Origin of the sequence: Microbacterium sp. ZKA21, from assembly GCF_050434165.1 — a bacterium.
Lineage (GTDB): Bacteria > Actinomycetota > Actinomycetes > Actinomycetales > Microbacteriaceae > Microbacterium.
The window spans coordinates 516,749-534,579 of record NZ_JBNPVV010000001.1; the positions used below are offsets into that span (position 1 = coordinate 516,749).

At 71.0% G+C, this 17,831-nt stretch carries 12 protein-coding genes; 5 read left to right on the plus strand and 7 right to left on the minus strand.

What is annotated here, in order from left to right; all coding sequences use genetic code 11:
- Positions 1 to 4 precede the first annotated feature (4 nt).
- Positions 5 to 1,387, plus strand: a complete 1,383-nt coding sequence (locus M2317_RS02585; protein ID WP_429457022.1) for a zinc-dependent metalloprotease — start codon at positions 5 to 7, stop codon at positions 1,385 to 1,387.
- Between the two features lie 794 nt (positions 1,388 to 2,181).
- On the opposite strand, the gene M2317_RS02590 is transcribed toward M2317_RS02585, so the two are convergent.
- The gene (locus tag M2317_RS02590; RefSeq protein ID WP_429457023.1) at positions 2,182 to 3,903 is read right to left on the minus strand and encodes an ATP-dependent helicase; all 1,722 of its coding nucleotides are present in this window, start codon (positions 3,901 to 3,903) and stop codon (positions 2,182 to 2,184) included.
- Complete coding sequence (gene nudC / locus M2317_RS02595) at positions 3,900 to 4,790, minus strand: NAD(+) diphosphatase (RefSeq protein ID WP_429457026.1); 891 nt, start codon at positions 4,788 to 4,790, stop codon at positions 3,900 to 3,902. The genes M2317_RS02590 and nudC overlap by 4 nt, the downstream gene beginning before the upstream one ends.
- Positions 4,791 to 4,853: 63 nt before the next feature.
- Here nudC and M2317_RS02600 point away from each other — a divergent pair, with 63 nt between their 5' ends.
- Positions 4,854 to 6,104 carry a phosphotransferase gene (locus tag M2317_RS02600; protein WP_429457028.1) on the plus strand — a complete coding sequence of 417 codons (1,251 nt, stop codon included), beginning with the start codon at positions 4,854 to 4,856 and terminating at the stop codon, positions 6,102 to 6,104.
- On the opposite strand, the gene M2317_RS02605 is transcribed toward M2317_RS02600, so the two are convergent.
- Together M2317_RS02605 and M2317_RS02610 are read right to left on the minus strand one after the other, a co-directional pair.
- The gene (locus M2317_RS02605) at positions 6,050 to 9,520 is read right to left on the minus strand and encodes a UvrD-helicase domain-containing protein (RefSeq protein WP_429457031.1); all 3,471 of its coding nucleotides are present in this window, start codon (positions 9,518 to 9,520) and stop codon (positions 6,050 to 6,052) included. The two genes, M2317_RS02600 and M2317_RS02605, sit on opposite strands and share 55 nt — an antisense overlap.
- Positions 9,517 to 12,780 carry an ATP-dependent helicase gene (locus M2317_RS02610; protein WP_429457033.1) on the minus strand — a complete coding sequence of 1,088 codons (3,264 nt, stop codon included), beginning with the start codon at positions 12,778 to 12,780 and terminating at the stop codon, positions 9,517 to 9,519. The genes M2317_RS02605 and M2317_RS02610 overlap by 4 nt, the downstream gene beginning before the upstream one ends.
- Before the next feature lie 137 nt (positions 12,781 to 12,917).
- Here M2317_RS02610 and M2317_RS02615 point away from each other — a divergent pair, with 137 nt between their 5' ends.
- Both M2317_RS02615 and M2317_RS02620 read left to right on the plus strand, forming a co-directional pair.
- On the plus strand, positions 12,918 to 13,142 hold the full coding sequence (locus M2317_RS02615; protein ID WP_429457035.1) for a DUF3107 domain-containing protein: 225 nt from the start codon (positions 12,918 to 12,920) through the stop codon (positions 13,140 to 13,142).
- A 1-nt stretch (position 13,143) separates the two neighbouring features.
- Positions 13,144 to 13,431 carry a hypothetical protein gene (locus M2317_RS02620; protein WP_429457036.1) on the plus strand — a complete coding sequence of 96 codons (288 nt, stop codon included), beginning with the start codon at positions 13,144 to 13,146 and terminating at the stop codon, positions 13,429 to 13,431.
- 81 nt (positions 13,432 to 13,512) lie between these two features.
- On the opposite strand, the gene M2317_RS02625 is transcribed toward M2317_RS02620, so the two are convergent.
- Positions 13,513 to 14,223 (minus strand): ferritin-like fold-containing protein, encoded by a 711-nt coding sequence (locus M2317_RS02625; RefSeq protein ID WP_429457037.1) that lies wholly within the window; start codon positions 14,221 to 14,223, stop codon positions 13,513 to 13,515.
- Positions 14,224 to 14,405: 182 nt separating this feature from the next.
- Between M2317_RS02625 and M2317_RS02630 the strand changes: the two genes are divergently transcribed.
- Positions 14,406 to 15,929: a DEAD/DEAH box helicase gene (locus M2317_RS02630; RefSeq protein WP_429457039.1), complete on the plus strand. Its 1,524-nt coding sequence runs from the start codon at positions 14,406 to 14,408 to the stop codon at positions 15,927 to 15,929.
- On the opposite strand, the gene M2317_RS02635 is transcribed toward M2317_RS02630, so the two are convergent.
- The gene (locus M2317_RS02635; RefSeq protein ID WP_429457041.1) at positions 15,905 to 16,840 is read right to left on the minus strand and encodes a DUF817 domain-containing protein; all 936 of its coding nucleotides are present in this window, start codon (positions 16,838 to 16,840) and stop codon (positions 15,905 to 15,907) included. The genes M2317_RS02630 and M2317_RS02635 overlap by 25 nt on opposite strands.
- A 92-nt stretch (positions 16,841 to 16,932) precedes the next feature.
- Positions 16,933 to 17,802 carry a PHP domain-containing protein gene (locus M2317_RS02640; RefSeq protein WP_429457042.1) on the minus strand — a complete coding sequence of 290 codons (870 nt, stop codon included), beginning with the start codon at positions 17,800 to 17,802 and terminating at the stop codon, positions 16,933 to 16,935.
- Between the last annotated feature and the right edge of the window lie 29 nt (positions 17,803 to 17,831).

Here is a 17,831-nt window from a genome sequence, read left to right on the forward strand (position 1 = left end):
CGAGATGGCAGACAACGACCCCACCAACCCCGAGGACTTCCAGGAGTTCCTCCGTCGGATGATGGCGAACGGCGGCGCGGACTTCGACCTGAACGCGCTGCAGAACGCCCTCGGCGGCGCCGACGGCATGCCGTTGGACCCGGCGATGATGTCGCAGCTGATGTCGCAGCTGCAGGGCGTCTTCGGCGGCGACCCATGGGAGAACACGCTTCGGCAGGCTCTGCACATCGCCAACCGCGACGGTCAGAGCATCACGGACGGATCCCGCGGGTCGCTCGCGGACGCGTTCGGCCTGGCGAACCTGTGGCTCGGCGAGGCGACGACGATCTCGGAACTCGCGGACTCCCCTCGCGTCCTCACCCGCGGCGAATGGGTCGAGCAGACCCTGCCGGTGTGGAAGGAGATCGCGGAGCCGGTCTCGACCAGCATCGCGGATGCGCTGACCTCCGCGCTGGACGGGCAGGTCCCGGACGACATGCGCGAGGTCGTGCAGGGCGCCGGACGCCTCATGCGGGGTCTGGGCAGCTCGGTGTTCGCCGCGCAGTTCGGTCAGGTGCTCGGCAACCTGTCGCTCGAGGTGGTGTCCGGCGGCGATGTCGGCATCCCGGTCCTGCCTGCCGGCACCGCGGCGATCATCCCGCAGAACCTGACCGCGTTCGGCGAAGGGCTCGAGATCCCCGAGGACCAGATCGCGCTGTACCTCGCGACCAGGGAGCTGGCCTACGCACGTCTGTACCGGCACGCCAAATGGCTGCACCTGCACGTGATGAGCCAGATCACCGACTTCGCTCGCGGCGTCACGGTCGACGTGGAAGCACTCGAGGACGTCGCCAGCAGGCTCGATCCGTCCGACCCCGAGGAACTGCGCGCCGCGATCGAGGGCGGGGCGCTGCTGCCGGCTCAGACCGAGGCGCAGCGCGAATCCCTGGCGCGCCTCGAGAACATCATCGCGATGATCGACGGCTGGGTCGACGTGGTCACAGAGGAGGCGACCAGCCGCCTGCCGGACAGCGTGCGCATCGCGGAGGCCGCCCGCCGTCGGCGTGCGGTCGGCGGGCCCGCCGAGGATGCGCTCGGCGCGCTGGTCGGGCTCAAGCTGCGCCCCCGTCGTCTGCGTGAAGCGGCGGCCATGTGGCGGGCCGTGACGGATGCCGTGGGCGTCGCCGCACGCGACAGCCTGTGGGACTACGCGGACCTCATGCCGGATGCCGCGGACATCGACGATCCGACGGCGCTGATCGCCCGGCTCCAGGCCACCGCGCGCGGCGAGGAGCCCCCAGCGGACGAGTTCGACGAGGCGCTGGCGCGACTGCTCGACGGAGACGACTTCAGCGGCGAGAAGGACGGCATCGACGGCGAGAAGGGCGACGGCGAGACGCCGGTCTGAGCAGTCGTCCTGCACATCGGTCACCGCACGTGGATTTGTCCACCGATCCGGCTCCGGCACCCATGACCGCGGCGGTGTCGAGCAGAATCGGGACATGCCGCGTTCGTCCCCCCTCCTGACGAGGATCGCCCCCGAGTTCGCGCCGCTGTGGCGCGACGGGGACACGCTGCAGTTCGGGGTCGCCGGAGACGTGCGCATCCGCGTCGACCGCCCGTGGGTCGAGCGACTCGTCTCGCGGCTGTGCGCGGGGATTCCCCTCGCATCGTTCGACGTCGCGGCCCATGCGCTCGGCGCGCCGCGCCGTGAAGCCCGAGACCTGCTGGATGCGCTGGCGCCTGTCCTGCAGACCGAGGATCCCCCGGCGCCGGCGGCGTGGACGGAGAGTCTCAACATCGGCGACTCGCGCATCGGCGGCTGGATGCTGGATGCACTCGGCGATCTCGGCGTGCCCGAGGCGGCCCGCACGGATCGTCGCGCCGTCGGAATCCTCCTCGTGCACGGATCGGCTGCGGCCTGCCAGGTGAACGCCTACCAGCGCGAGGACATCGTGCACCTGCCGGTGGCGTTCGACTTCGGCGGGGTGAGCGTCGGCCCCCTCGTGGTGCCTGGCGAGACGCCGTGTCTTTCCTGTCGGGACGGACACGAGCGCGATCGCGATCCGGCGTGGCCGTTGCTGCACTGCCAGCTGGTCGGACGCACCGATTCACCGATCGCCCATGCGCTCGTCGCCGAGACCGCCGGCGTCGTCGAGCGTCTGCTGCGCGCGGGATCCGCGCAATCGTCCATGGTGCGGATCAGCGCCGACGGGTCCCGACGTCGGACTGCGGTGAAGTTTCACGCAGAATGCCGGTGCCGCGAGCAGTCGTTCCGATCTCCGCGAGGAACCGAGACGCCGACCGCTCTCCTCGACCCGCTGCCCGCGACCAGGACAGCGTGAGCGTTCGTCCTGCTCGCGTGATGCCGACGTACGCGAGGCGTCGTTCCTCGTCGATCGCCTCGAAGTCCTTGGCGTAGGAGATCGGCAGCGCGCCCTCGGCCCAGCCCGCGACGTGCACGTGGGGCCATTCCAGCCCCTTCGCCGCATGCAGCGTGGACAGCGTCACGGTGTGCAGCATCGGCTCGTGCTGGTCCTTCGCCCTCGCCATCAGCGCATCGCTGAACGTCCGAAGCGTCGTACCGGGCTCCGCCTCCTCGGCGAGGCGCAGGATCGCGCGCCGCGCCTCCCAGCCGTCGCGCTGCGCGCCCCCGGCAGCCGGCGGTTCGTCGCTCAGGCCGAGCTCGCGCAGGACCTTCTGCACGTTGGACAGGAAGTCCCGCTCGGTGGGCGCGACCGCGGCCCCGCGGAGCGCGAGCACGGCCTGACGCACCTCGGGCATGTCGAAGAAGCGCGTGCCGCCGAGCACGGTCGCCGGGATCCCCTCGCCCGCGAGGGCCTGCTGGATGACGGCGGACTGCGCGTGCGCGCGGTAGAGCACCGCGATGTCGGATGCCGGGATCCCCGACGCGATGCGTGCGGCTATCTGCGCTGCGATGCCCGCGGCTTCGGCGGTCTCGGAGTCGTAGGCCGTCACGGTCGGCGACTCGGCGGTGAGCGCCTCGCGCGCAGGGACGAGCTCGAGCGCACCGGGACGCCCGCGCATCAGCGCGTTCGCCGCCGCGAGGATCGGGGCCTGCGAGCGGTAGTTCGTCTCGAGCCGGACGACCGTCGCATCGGGGTGGTGCCGCTCGAACTCGAGCAGGTACCGCTGATCCGCGCCCGCGAAGGAGTAGATGGTCTGACTGGCGTCGCCGACGACGCACAGGTCGCGACGGTCGCCGAGCCAGAGCTCGAGCAGGCGATTCTGCAGCGGCGAGACGTCCTGGTACTCGTCGACCGTGAAATGGCGGTACTGCTCGTGCACCGAGGCGGCGACGCGGCTCTCGGCCTCCAGCATCCCGGCGCAGGCGAGCAGGACGTCCTCGAAGTCGAGCTGGTGCCGTTCGTCCTTGAGCGCCTCATAGCCGTGCTGGAGATCGACGAGCTGTTCGGCCGTGACCCCGGTGACCGTGCGCCCGAGCGCGGCGTGCTGGTCGATTCCGATCATCGACACCTTGCGCCATTCGATCTCGCTGGCGAGGTCGCGCAGCGTGGCACGATCCAGTCGCAGCCGCAGCGCGTCGGCGGCCTGACCGAGCACGCGCACCTTGTTGTCCACGATCTTCGGAGCGGGAGATCCGGTCAGCGTCGGCCAGAAGAAGTTGAGCTGGGACAGCGCTGCGGCGTGGAATGTGCGCGCCGCGACGCCGACGGCGCCGAGCGCGCGCAGCCGTCCGCGCAGCTCCCCGGCGGCCTTGGAGGTGAACGTCACCGCCATCACGCGCGATGGCGAATACGCGCCGGTGTCGACGCCGTGCGCGATGCGGTGCGTGATGACCCTGGTCTTGCCTGTGCCCGCTCCGGCCAGCACGGCGACCGGACCTCGGAGAACGGACGCGGCCTGTCGTTGCTGTTCATCGAGCGCGTCCAGCGCGCTCACGTCGACTCGCTCCCGCGCTCGTACCAGTCCACGATCAGGGTGCGGGCGATGGATGCCGGACCGGGCAGACCCACCGGGCCCTCGCCCGCCAGAGCGGAACCGATCTCGTCGCGCGTGAACCAGCGGACATCGACGATCTCCTCGCCGTCAGGGCGGGCGCTGCGCTCCGATCCTGCCGTCGCGCGGAACCCGAGCATCAGTGACCGTGGGTAGGGCCACGCCTGCGACGAGACGTACTCCAGCGCCGTCAGATGCACCCCGGCCTCCTCCTCGAGCTCGCGGTGCACGGTCGTCTCGAGGGATTCCCCTGCTTCGACGAATCCGGCGAAGCAGGAGTACATCCGCCCCTTCCACTGCGCATTGGCCCCCAGCAGCAGTCGCTCGCCGTCTTCGCTCTGCACGGCGACGATCACCGCAGGATCCGTCCGCGGGAAATGCTCGCGATCGCAGTCGGCGCACCAGCGCGACCAGCCGCTCTGGCGCACCTCCAGTTCTCGACCGCACGTCGGGCAGAAGCGTGCGTCGGTGAGCCACCCGGCGAGCGCGATCGCCTCGACGAGGAGCTCCGTGTTCAGTTCGTCCAGCATCCCGCCGGTCTCGCGCAGGCTCAGCCACGTCTCCGCGGGAGCGGCATCGATCGACTGCGTGGGCTGGTCGGCGACGGCCAGCAGGATCGGAGTGCCGGACGCGCGCCGTCCGAGCAGCGCCCAACGCGCCTCGCCCGCATCGGAGGGCGTCGTCGTGACGAGCGCGCCGTCCTGGACGCGTGCGCGTCCGGCACGGACCACGACCACCTCGACCTCATCCGATGAGCGCAGCGCGTCGAGGATGCCGGGCACATCGCGCAGGTGCGCTGCGCGATCAAGCAGCGCTCGACCGATGGTCATCGACTCCCTCTCTCCGGGCGTGGCGTGGGCGGATGGAACGCGCCTCCGACCTACCCTGGGGACATGGCACGCTCTGCATTCACTCTAGCGGCGGCGGTGACGGCGGCTTTGCCCGGGGCAGAGGTCACGGGTGCTCGTGCGCTCAGCGCCGACGGGGACGGACGATTCGATTCCGCCGTCGCGACGCTCGCCGATGGCCGCGAACTCGCGATCCGAGTCGCGGATGCCGATGACACAGCCCGCGAGCTCGCCGCGGAGGCTCTGGCACTGCGCGCGCTGACCGCCGGTGCACGGGCGATCCTGCCCTTCCGCGTGCCGGAGTACATCGGAGAGGCGCGGCTCGGCGACGGGCGGGCGCTGGTCACGGCGCTGCTGGACGGATTCCTCGTCGAGGCCGCCGACATCCCGGCCGGCAGAGGGGCCGCCGTGTCGATGGGACGGGCGATCGCGGCCATCCATGCGCTTCCCGCCTCCATCGTCCGCTCGGCGGGCCTCCCGGCCCGCTCCGCCGACGACGTGCGGGCCGAGATCCGGCAACTCGTCGACCGCGCCGCGGCGACCGGCCGCGTGCCCGCGCGTCTCACGGTGCGCTGGCGCGAGGCGACGGACGACGACGAGCTCTGGCGCTTCGAGTCGGCGGTCACCCTCGGCGCGCAGGCGACCTCCTTCCTGTTCGCGGACGACCCGACCGAGGGTCCGCAGGTGACCGGCGTGGTCGGCTGGCACGGCCTCTCCGTGGGCGACCCTGCGGTCGACCTCGCCTGGCTGTCGTCCGCACCGAACGCCGCGGGCGATGTGCAGGCCGCGTACACGGCGGCATCCGACCGCGCTCCGGATGCCGCGATCGGCGTCCGCGCCCGGCTGAACGCCGAACTCGAGTTCGCCCGATGGCTCGTGCACGGCGACGCGATGCGTCGTCCCGACATCGTCGACGATGCCGCGGCTCTGCTCGAATCGCTCGCGGATGGACTGCGCGCCGGGGATCTCGAGGTGATCGCCGAACGCGGCGACGGCGTGGACTCGGCTCTCGCCGCTCTGGATCGCGTTCCGGAGCGCACCAGCGCCGACATCGACACGTCCATGCAGACGGATGCCTACAACCCCGAGGAGCTGTGGCTCGAGACGGCGGAGGCCGAGCCCGTGGGCGATCCGCATGCCACGGCGGACCTCAGCGAGCTCGCCGAGTCGGACCTGCTGCCGCGGGATGCCTCCGCGACCAGGGCTTCCGATGCCGACGAGGAGGGCTCCGAGGACGAGGCTCAGCGCGCGGCGCGGGCCGCGCTCCAGCGCTGGACCAGTTCTTCCTCCGAGTAGACCCGGTCGCCGCGGATGACGAGATCGTCCGCGACGTAGTACAGCGCGACGTCGATGTCCTCGAGCGGCACCCCGAACCGGCGGTGGTAGGCGAGCCGGTACAGGGCCAGCTGGAGCATCCGCTCGTCCTTCTCCGCCGCCGTGCGCGGCGCCTTGCCGGTCTTCCAGTCGACGATCTCGATGCGGTCTCCGCGATCGGCGCGGCGGTAGACCGCGTCGAGCTTGCAGATCACGATGTGGCCGACAGCGGCATCCTCCTCGGAGTGTCCGAGAGCGAAGTCGATCTCGATCTCGACGGCGATCGGCTGCAGGTCCGCCCATTCGCTGCGCTCGAAGATCTGCTGCAGCCGTGCCATGTCGGCCTGATCGGCTGCTGATCCCTCGTGCGCCTCCGGTGCCTCCTCGTCGAGCTCCCACAGTGCGGCATCCGGCGCACGACCCGCGCCGACGAGACCGGAGCGGTGCTCGACCCAGGCATGGAAGAGCGTGCCCAGACGCGTCTGACGGTAGGGACGCTCCGGCATGGGCCGGGCGAGCGAGCGAACCGTCCCGGTGTAGTCGGTGACGTAGTCCTTGAAGCGCGAAGCGGGAACGCGCGTCGGCGCATCGGCGACCAGCCCGTTCTGGCGCGCCGCGCGTTCGACGAGCAGACGCGACAGCTCCTCCGTCGGCACAGGATCCGGCAGCTGCTCGAGCGCGGCGCGCACGGCATCCGCCGCCGTCGTCACGGCCGCGCGCCTGGCGCCGAGCGGATCCATCGGCCATCGGCTCGTCGTCCCCGGTCCGTCGTAGGGGTTCTCCTCCCCCGGCGCCCCCGGCAGCGCGAGGCCGAGGACCTCCAGAGCCTCCAGAAGGTACGGCGATGGCTCGCGCGGCGTCTTCTGCCCTGCCCAGTGCGAGCCCGTCAGGAGCAGATCCGTGCGCGCGCGGGTGACCGCCACGTAGGCGAGCCGGCGCTCCTCCTGCTTCTGATAATCGCGATACGCGTCCTTGAAGACGGTCAGCGCGCCCGGGTTCGTCTTGCTCTTCCCGGTCAGCGATGCGACGCCGGCCTTCTTCCGCTTGACGGGGTCGAGTTCCTCCTCGGCAGGAGGGACCCAGCCGAACCGCGGCAGCGCGTCGGCGTCGCCGCGCAGCGCGAACGGGAGCACGCCGAATCCGAACCATCCTGCGGTGTCGGATGCGCGGGAGGGAAGCTCGTCATCGACCAGCCGGACGACCGCGACGGCATCCCACTCGAGCCCCTTCGAGCCGTGGATGGTGAGCAGCTGCACGACTCCCGGCTCCGGCGGCTCGGGGCGCGGCATGAGCTCGTCGGTGCTCTCCGCCTTGTCCAGCCACGCGATCAGACTGCCGATCGTGCCGCGGTGGTCGGCGGCGAGGAACGCACGGACCTCGTCGGAGAACGCGCGCAGCTGCGTCGCGGCGATGCGCGCCGGCCCCCGGGTCTCGTTGGCGGCCAGCTCGATGTCGAGCCGCAGTTCGAGTTCGATCAGTCGGATGAGCTCGGGGATCGGCTGCGCCGCCGCCCGGCGCAGCCGCTCCAGCATCTCGCCGGCCGCACGCAGCCGGGCCCGCCCGTCCGGGGTGATCTTCTGGATGAGCCGGTAGTCGTCGCGCAGCCCGCGCACGACGTCGACCGCGTCGATGATCGATACCGCCTCGTCGGCGCCGCGCGACGCGCGGATGCGCTGGCGGAGATCGTCCGGGAGCGGTAGGAGTCCGCTGTCCCGCTTGGCGAGCTCGCCGGCGAGGTCGTAGAGCGCCGCCATGTCGGCCACGCCGACACCGAACCGGGGCCCCACGAGCAGCCGGATCAGGGAGGATCCGGCGTTCGGGTCGTGTATCACCCGCAGCACCGAGACAACGTCGACGACCTCGGGCGTGGCGAGCAGTCCGCCGAGACCCAGGATCCGATGCGGGATGCCGCGGCCGGCGAGCGCCGCGGCGAACGTCTGCATGTGTCGCTTGGAGCGGAACAGGATCGCCCCGGTGTGCGGCTTCGCTCCCGTGTGCGCTGCGCGCCGGCCGGCGAACCAGTCCGCGGCCTCCGCCGCCTCGTCGTCGACGGTGAGAGGGAAACGGACGCCGACCTCGCCGGCACCGGCGCCGGGACGCGCTTCGAGCGGCGGGACGTCGAGGCCCGGGCGCTGCAGGGGGCGCAGCACCCGATTCGCGACGTCGAGGATGCGCGCATCGTTGCGCCAGCTCGTCATCAGGCTGTACGTGCCGACGGACGCCTCGTCGGCGAACGTGCGCGCAAAGGCGTAGAGGTTGTCGGCGCTCGCACCGCGCCAGCCGTAGATCGACTGATGCGGATCTCCCACCGCCATCACCGCCGAATCGCGGAACAGGGCGGCCAGGAACCGGGTCTGGATGACCGAGGTGTCCTGGTACTCGTCGAGCAGCACGACCCGGTGCTGTTCGCGGAGCTCCTCGCGCACGTCCGGCGAGGATTCGACGATGTCGAAGGCGCCGGCGACCTGGTCCGCGAAATCCAGCACGCCGCGGCGCTGCTTCTCGGCGATGTACTCGCGCACCAGCGCCGTCAGCGTCGGAAGGGCCTGCAGATTGGCCGTCGCCTTGTCGATGTCGCCTGTGCCGCCGCTCGTGTACGGCTCGAACGCCTCAGCCTGTCGGATGGCGATCCGGTCGGCGCGGTCGAGGTCGGCACGATGATCGAGCGCGTCCCCCGCGAGGCGCTGCACGGCGTCGACGACTCCTCCGACGGCACGGTCGATCTCCTCGAGACCGGGGAGTTCCGCCCGCATCACGATCTCGCGCGCGAGCATCCAGGACGCCGCCTGGCTCAGCATCGCGACGTCCGGGTCGCGTCCGATCCTGGCCGCGTGCTCGCGCACGATCGAGTCCGCGAACGCGTTGTACGTCGATACCTTCGGCCGGATCAGCAGGTCTTCGGCCGTGCGAGCGGATGCCGGAGTCCACCCCGTCTCGTAGCGGGCGGCGAGCTCGTCGAGCACCTGTCTGCGCACCGTCTCGCGCTGCGGTCCGGCGGGCGCGGCATCCACGCGCGCCAGTGCTCCGGTCGCGACGATCTCGGACAGGTGCGGGAGGAGGCCGCGGCGACCGTATTCGTCGATCAGCAGGAGCCGCGCGCCGATCCGCTCGGCGAGTTCGCCGGCGGCCTTGCGCGTGAACGTCAGTCCGAGGATCTCGTCGCGGCGCACGTGGCCGTTGGCGACCAACCACACCACACGGCCGGACATCGTCTCGGTCTTGCCGCTGCCGGCACCGGCGACGACGAGCGCGGGGGTCGGCGGCGCTTCGATGACCTGCTGCTGCGCGGGCGTCGGCGTCGGCAGCCCGAGGGCTGCGGCGACGTCCGTCGCCGAGATGCCATGACCGGTGTCCGACCAGCTGTTCGCGCGAGTGGATGTCGATGGAGCGGGACTCATGCGCTCACCGCCGGAACCGTGTGGATGCGGCACGGCTGGACGCGAGCCCGCGTGTCGGCGCAGTGCACCTCGACCTGCGCGGTGAAGCTGCTCGCCGACATCCCGCGTGCGGCGTCGGCGATGCGGTTCAGGAACTCGTTGCGTCCTCCGGCATCGAGCGTGTGCTGATGCGCCACCCGGTAGTCGCTGCCGGACAGGGTCTTGGCGACCAGGACGAGGCGTGCTCCCGTGAGCGCCGCGGGGTCGGCTCCTTCGACGAGTCCCTGCTGAACCGCCACCTGATAGGCCGCGAGCTGGGCGTGGTCGACGACCTTCAGCTCGTTCTCGGGCTCGTACTTCCCGGTCTTCAGGTCGACGACGACCACCCGTCCGTTCTCGGCGCCGGGTGCCATGCGGTCCCATTTCTGACCGCGGGCCTTGGCATGCTCGCCGCCGCCGGGCGGATACGCCTCCACCCGGTCGATGAACCCGTGCACCACGGCACGATGCGGCTGAGAACCGGCCTCATCCGTCAGTGCGATCACCGCCGGCGTCGGACGGCCCTCGTCCCCGATCTCGTGCGGATCGCCCTCAGCGATCTCGACCGCGAAGCGGAACTCCACCTCGCTCGCCAGCGCGCGGCCGCCCTCGGCCGCGACATCCGTGAGGTAGGAATGCAGCCGGTCGATGTACTGATCCGCACGGCGGCGCTCCTTGCGCCCGATCCACGCGGTCTCGAAGTCGAGCTCGGGCCAGTGCTGGGCGAGGATCTCTCGCATGCGCTCCAGCTCTCCGTCCGGCACCTTCTCCATCGCCTCGTGCACGATCGTGCCGATGCCGGCCGACGGCGGCAGCACGGTGTCGCCGCCCAAAGCGGAGATGACCCAATTCAGCTCGCACTCCTCGAACGACTCCATCCGCGACGGCGACACCCTGGCGGCCTCGACCGCCAGGTCGTGCAGCGGCGCACTGGTCGACGCGGCCGCGACGCCGTACCACTCGTCCGGGTGCGCGCCGGCGACCCCCTCGCGCGCGAGGATCGACAGTTGCGCGGCGGCCTCATTCCGCACCCGCGGCGAGGTCGACGTCGTCAGGGCGCGCCGGTGACGCGCGACCAGTCCGCGCAGGGTGAGCGGATGCTCGGCTGAGGGATGCAGCTCGGGTGCGACCGGCGGGGGCAGGAAGGCGAAGAACCCGCTCGGCGTCATGTCGTCGTCGTCCACCGCGGTGATCAGCAGGCGTGAACGGGCGCGGGACACCGCGCGGACGAACAGGCGCAGTTCGTCGTGCAGCGCGGACCGCCGTCGATCCAGCACACCGGGCGACGGTGCCGCGGTGCCGGTGCGGGCAGCCAGCACCGCGTCCGCGAGACGCCACGCGCCCAGCATCCCGCCGCGCAGCCGCACGTTCGGCCAGACGCCGTCCTGCACCCCGGCGACGACGACGACGTCGAACTCGCTGCCGAGCGCGGTCGCCGGCGTCAGCAGAGTGACCAGCCCTGGGCGATCGGGCGTGGAGAGGGTGTCCTCCGGCACCTCGCTGTCGAGGATGTCGTGGATGAACACCGAGGGCTCCTCCTCCGGCGAGCGCTCCACGAACCGCTTGGCCGCGTCGAACAGCGCGACCAGGCTGTCGAGCGCTCGAGCGGTCTCCCCGCCCCCCGGCTGCTCCGCGATCGTCCGCCACGACTTCTCCAGCCGCGCCCCGTCGAGGCCGCGCGCACGATCCCAGACCCGCCAGAGCAGCTCGTGGATCGTCTCCCCCGCAGCAGCCGCAGCCGAGACCTCGGCGAGCGTCGCCGCGAAGCGATCGGCCGCCCGCGCTTCCGGCGCGTCGATCCGGTCCAGGTGCGCGGGATGCATCATGGCCTGGCGCAGCAGCTCACCGGCAGGGGTCGCCCCGCCGTCGGCGAGTTCGAGGTGACGCAGTCGCGCCCTGAGCCGGCGCAGGCCGACCGCATCCATACCTCCGAACGGCGTGCGCAGCGCCTCGGTCAACGCGTCGGTCTCGCGCTCCTGGGCCGGCGTCAGAGCGAGCCGGACGATCCCGACGATGTCGCGGACGACGCCCTCGCTGCCGAGCGGACGCTGGACGCCCGCCGCACGGGTCGGTACCTCGCGCGCGGCGAGCTCGGTCTCGAGGGCCGTCACCTGGCGGGTATCGTGCGCGATGACGGCCATGTCGCTCCACTCGACGCCGTGCGAGAGATGCCAGTCGCGCAGCACGCCTGCGATCCGGTCGAACTCCTCGTACGGCGAGGACGCCACGAACGTGGAGACCGTCGTGGCGGCATCCTCGGGAACCGGATCGGGTGCGCGGCGATGCTCGACGCGCCCGGCGGCGCCGATCGCCTGCGTCACGGTGCGGGTGAGCGCCGTGAGCGCGGGCGCCTGACGGTGCGGGACGTCGAGCACGTGCACGCTGCCGAGCAGGGCCGCGAGCTCGTGGAACAGCTGCGGAGTCGCACCGCGGAACGCGCCCGACGAGATATCGGGGTCGCCGAACGCGTACACGGCGATGCCTCTGGCGCGCAGCGCGGCGACGAGGTCGATGCCGCCGCGCGTGAGCTCCTGCGCGTCGTCGATCAGCACGACGCGCAGCGCTGCCAGAGGCCCGAGCGCCGACGCGTCCGCCGTGCGCAGCAGGGTCGCCGCCTCGCTGACCAGGTCCGGGATGTCGCGGTGGGCGGCGCGCATGCCGGCGAGCACCTGCCGGTAGTCGTGCAGGAAGTTGCCGACCGCTCGCCAGATCTCGTCGTCGAAGGCCGCCAGTCCGCCGGCATCGACGCCCAGTTCGGTGCACTCGGCGAGGAACGCGCGCAGTTCGGAGCGGAACCCGGTGGACGCCCTCATCGCCGGGCTGAGCTGCTCCGGCCAACGCGACGGCTCGCCGTCGCGTTCGTCCGCCGCGTCGCCTTCGAGCATGTCCGCGATGATGCGGTCCTGGTCGGCACCGGTGAGCAGGGCGGGCGGTTCGTCGACGCCGGCGTGCACGGCCGCCCCGCGCACCACCTGGAAGGCGAACGAGGCCAGCGACCGCGCGAGCGGGCCCGGCGTCGCCTGTCGCGTGCGGACGCCGATCGCATCGCGCAGCTGGGTCGCCGCCTGCCTGCTCGGCGTCAGCACGAGCAGGCTCTCGGGTGTCAGGGAGTGCCCGCCGAGCAGCGCCGAGACCCGCGAGACGAGTGCGTGCGTCTTGCCGGTCCCCGGCGCGCCGATGACGACGGCCGAGGCATCCGCAGGGGCGGCGATCACGGCGTTCTGCGCGGCATCCTCGGTCATGCTCTCCACGGTAGCGGGGCGCGCCGACACGGCTTCGCCGAGCGTTGTGCGCCGTGGGCGAAACCGGCCGGCGCGCCCGATCCGCGACCGGTCCCGCGCGATAGAGTTGCCTGAGTCCCCGACCTCAAGGAGCACGCGTGGAAATTCGCATCGGCATCGTCAACACCGGCCGCGAGCTGAACTTCGAGACCGCCTCCAGCGCTGACGAGGTGCGCGCCCAGGTGGCCGCCGCACTCGAGCAGAACGCGACGCACGTCAGCTTCGTCGACGTGAAGGGCAGCTCCTACTTGGTGCCGACGGCGAACCTCGCGTACATCGAGCTCGGCACCGAGGAATCGCGCCGCGTCGGCTTCGTCGCCTGACATGTACATCCTTCTCGCACTCGTCGCCGCGTGCGCGCTGGGCATCGCCCTGCACTTCCTGCTGCCGGCGCGCGAACTGCGCGGCGTCGTCCTGACGCCCGGCATCGCGACCGCGGCCGCGGCGATCATCTACACCGGGATGCAGTGGGCCGGCGTCGGCCAGGACAGCTTCTGGCTCTGGCTGGCCAGCATCGTCGGGTCGCTCGTGATCGCCGCGGTCGCGACGCTCGCTCTCTCGGCCGCACGCACGCGTTCGGATGCCGCGAAGAAGGCCGCCCTCGGCATCTGACTCCCGCGAGACTTGGCTTGCGCGGTGAGACTTGCGTCGCCGGGCCAAGCCTCATCCCGCAAGGCAAGTCTCGGGGGCGACTCAGGCGGCGAGGCCCATCGCATCCATGCGGCGCGCATGCGCGCCCATCAGCTCGGTGTACACCGGCTCGATGCGGTCGTCGGCCACGACGAGGCGCTCCGGACGCAGCGCGGATCGTGCGACGAGCAGCGCATCGCCGACGAGCCGGCGCGCCCACATCGACAGGAGCGATCGCCACTCGGCATCCGACTGGATCGTCGCGGTGAGCAGCGCGACGATCTCATCGCCGTGGTCATCCTGACGCAGGATCTCCGCCACCCGGCGTCCGGTCTCGCCGTAGCTGCCGGCGAGTGCCAGATAGAAGTCGTCGAGCATGCCTGCGGTGATGTACACCGCAAGCAGCGTCTCGCGAGGCCGTGCGCCGATCGTCTTGCGCCGGAACGCGTCCAGGTGCTCCTGGAAGGGGAGCATCAACTCGGTGGGGTCGTCACCGCGCTCGGCGATCAGGTCGACGATGCCCCGATGCTTGTCCAACGCCGCGCCGGCGGCGCGCGAGATCGCCTCCTTCTCGCTGAGCTCCGGCGTCGCGCGGATCAGACGGCTGAGCGTCTCGAAGTAGCCCAGCTGCAGATACGCCGCCTGCCCGAGGAAGCGCGCCTCCTCCGGCGCCAGTTCGGCGAAGTCGATGCGCGTCGCGCCGCTGTCGTCACCACGGCTGCGCAGCGTGAGCGTGCGCCGTGGCGCTTTGCGCTGCCAGAACCACTGAACCATGGGCTTCAGACTACCGGCGGCTCCGGCATCCGCCCTATCGGCCCGAACCCGCCCCTCGGGTAGGCTGGACCCACGCCCTGCCATCGGAGCAGGGCCCCGCGCCTGTGGCACATGAGACGGCGTGGATCCGTAAATATGTGGCGCGCCCCGCGCACGGGCCGCCGGACAGGCAACATCACATCGTGACAACCTTCGCCGAACTCGGCATCGATCAGGACATCGTCGACGCCCTCGCCGCCAAGGGCATCGTGGACGCGTTCCCGATTCAGGAGCAGACCATCCCCCTGGGACTTCCCGGCCAGGACATCATCGGACAGGCCAAGACCGGAACCGGAAAGACCTTCGGCTTCGGCATCCCCGTCGTGCAGCGTCTGGGTGAGAACCCGGAGCCGGGCGTCAAGGCGCTCATCGTGGTGCCGACCCGCGAACTCGCGGTCCAGGTCTACGAGGACATCGACCTGCTGACCAGCAACCGCTCGACCAGCGTCGTCGCCATCTACGGCGGCAAGGCGTACGAGGGGCAGATCGACCAGCTCAAGGCCGGCGCGCAGATCGTCGTCGGAACGCCCGGACGACTCATCGACCTCGCCGGGCAGCGTCTGCTCGACCTCTCCAACGCGGCGGAGGTCGTGCTGGACGAGGCCGACAAGATGCTCGACCTCGGCTTCCTCGCCGATATCGAGAAGATCTTCCAGAAGGTGCCGGACAAGCGTCACACGCAGCTCTTCTCGGCGACGATGCCCGGCCCGATCGTCGCGCTCGCGCGCCGATTCATGTCGAACCCGATCCACATCCGTGCGAACGACCCGGACGAGGGACTGACCCAGGCGAACATCAAGCACCTGGTCTACCGCGCCCACTCGCTCGACAAGGACGAGGTCATCGCGCGCATCCTGCAGGCCGAGGGCCGCGGCAAGACCGTGATCTTCACCCGCACCAAGCGTGCGGCCCAGCGTCTCGTCGACGAGCTCGGCGACCGCGGCTTCAACGTCGGCGGCGTGCACGGCGACATGGGTCAGGAGCAGCGCGAGCGCTCGATGGCCGCGTTCAAGGCCGGCAAGCGCGACGTGCTCGTCGCGACGGACGTCGCGGCCCGCGGCATCGACGTCGATGACGTCACGCACGTGATCAACCACACCATCCCGGATGAGGACAAGACGTACCTGCACCGTGCGGGGCGCACCGGTCGCGCCGGCAAGACCGGCATCGCTGTGACGTTCGTCGACTGGGAGGACCTGCACAAGTGGGCTCTCATCAACCGCGCGCTCGAGTTCGGCCAGCCCGAGCCCGTCGAGACGTACTCGTCGAGCCCGCACCTGTACAGCGATCTGAACATCCCCGAGGGCACGAAGGGACGCCTGACGACGGCACCCAAGACGCAGGCCGTGAAGACCCAGCGCCAGCGCCCGGAGAAGGCAGCGGATGCCGCGGCCGAGGGCACTTCGGAGGGAACCACCCGCCGTCGCCGTCGCCGTCGCACCGCGACCGAGCCCGTCGGTTCGACGTTCGCCGAGGGCGACGCCGCACCGGGCGAGCACGCATCCGCGGCCCCGGCCGCGGACCGCGCTGCGGAGGGTGCAGGCACGCACGACGGTGCCGGCAAGGAGCACCACGACGGCAAGCCGGCCCCGGCACGTCGTCGGCGCCGACGCCGCGGCGGCTCCGGTGGCGGTACGGCTCCTCAGGCTCCGGCCGCCGGCGCCTGAGACTCTTCTTCCTCGAGGGGCGGATGCTTCGGCATCCGCCCCTCGTCGTCTGCGCTCACGAGCCGGGACGCCTGCTGCGGCGGGTACACCCAGGTGACCATCACGACGGAGATGATCATCAGCAGGAACCACGACCCGAGCTTGCTGGGCGACACGGGCTGCCACGTCTCAACCTGGTCGGGGTACGCCCAGGCGCCAGCCCAGGTGCCGATGTTCTCGGCGAGGTAGATGAACACCGCCACGCCGCCGAACACGACGAGCAGTGGCAATCGCAGCACCCGCCGCCACACCCTGGCGTGCATCACGGTCGGCAGCCAGAGCAGCACCACGGCGCACAGGAGCAGCCACCGGGCATCCCACCAGAAGTGGTGGGTGAAGAAGTTCGCGTAGATCGCCGCGGCCAGCACCGTCGTCAGCCATCGGCGCGGATAGCGGGTGAAGCTCAGATCGAACAGCCGGTGCACGCGCACCATGTACGACCCGACCGCGGCATACATGAATCCGCTGAAGAGCGGGACGCCGCCGATGCGCAGGATGCCGTCGGCGGCATACATCCACGATCCGACGTCGGTCTTGAACAGCTCCATCACGGTCCCGGTCACGTGGAACAGCACGATGACCCACAGTTCGCGTCCGGTCTCGAGCCGGAACACGAGCATGCCGAGCTGGATCAGCACCGCGACGATCGTCAAGGCGTCGTTGCGCGCGATGACCGCGTCGTCGGGGTACCACAGGCGGGCCGCGACGATCGCGAGGAGCAGTGCGGCGCCGAACACGCAGGCCCATGCCTGCTTGAGCACGAACACGGCGAATTCGATGAGCCCGGCGCGCACGCCGTTGGCCGAAGCATCGCGCAGGAGCCGATGGGCGACCTCGTCGATGCGCCGTTCGAGGGATGTCGCCCGCTGCATGCCCGCCACGGTATCCGTGCCGTCCGAGAGTTCCCCGACAGCGGCTGCACTCCCGCCGCTCAGGTGCACGCGGACGGCGAGCGGCGCCGACGTCAGGGGTACCGCGGCTCGGTGCCCGTCGCGCGGTCGATGATGCGGGCCACCATCTCGTCGCTCGTCGTGTTCTCCCCTGGTGCATTCGGCTTGCCGGCGCCGTGATAGTCACTCGATCCCGTCACGATGAGGTCGTGCTCGGCGGCGATCGCGCGGAGCAGCCGTTTCCCGTCCTCGGTGTTCTCGCGATGGTCGATCTCGAAGCCGCCGAGGCCCTCCGCGATCAGGCGCTCGATGAACGACACCGGCATCATCCGATCGCGCCCCGCCGTCACGGGGTGCGCGATGATCGCCACTCCCCCCGCCCGCGTGATCAGGCGCACGGCCGTCAGCGGGTCGGGCGCGTAGTGCGGCTCGTAGTACCCCTCGCGCGGGTGCAGGATGCCGTCGAACGCCTCCGCGCGGTCGCGCACGATGCCCCGCGCCACGAGGGCGTCCGCGATGTGAGGACGTCCCACCGTGGCATCCTGCATCGTCTGGGCGAGCACGTCGTCCCAGTTCAGGTCGTAGTCCCTGCCGATGCTGCGCACGATGCGCTCGGCCCGCCCGACGCGGTCACCGCGGATGCGATCGGTCTCGGCGGCGAGCGCCGGGTCGACGGGATCGAAGAGGTAGCCCAGCACATGAACGCTGCGCCACTCGTGCTTGGCGGACAGCTCCATTCCCGGCAGGAACGTCATGTCCCGCTCGGCTGCCGCCCTGCCCGCTTCATCCCAGCCCGAGGTCCGATCGTGATCGGTCAGCGCGAGCGTGCGGATGCCGTGCAGATGAGCCTGTCGGACCACCTCGGCCGGCGCCTGGGTGCCATCGGAGTGGTTCGAATGCATGTGCAGATCACTGGGGCCCGCGAACCGCTGTGCACTGCGCATCCTCCGAGCGTATCGCCCGCGCCACGGGT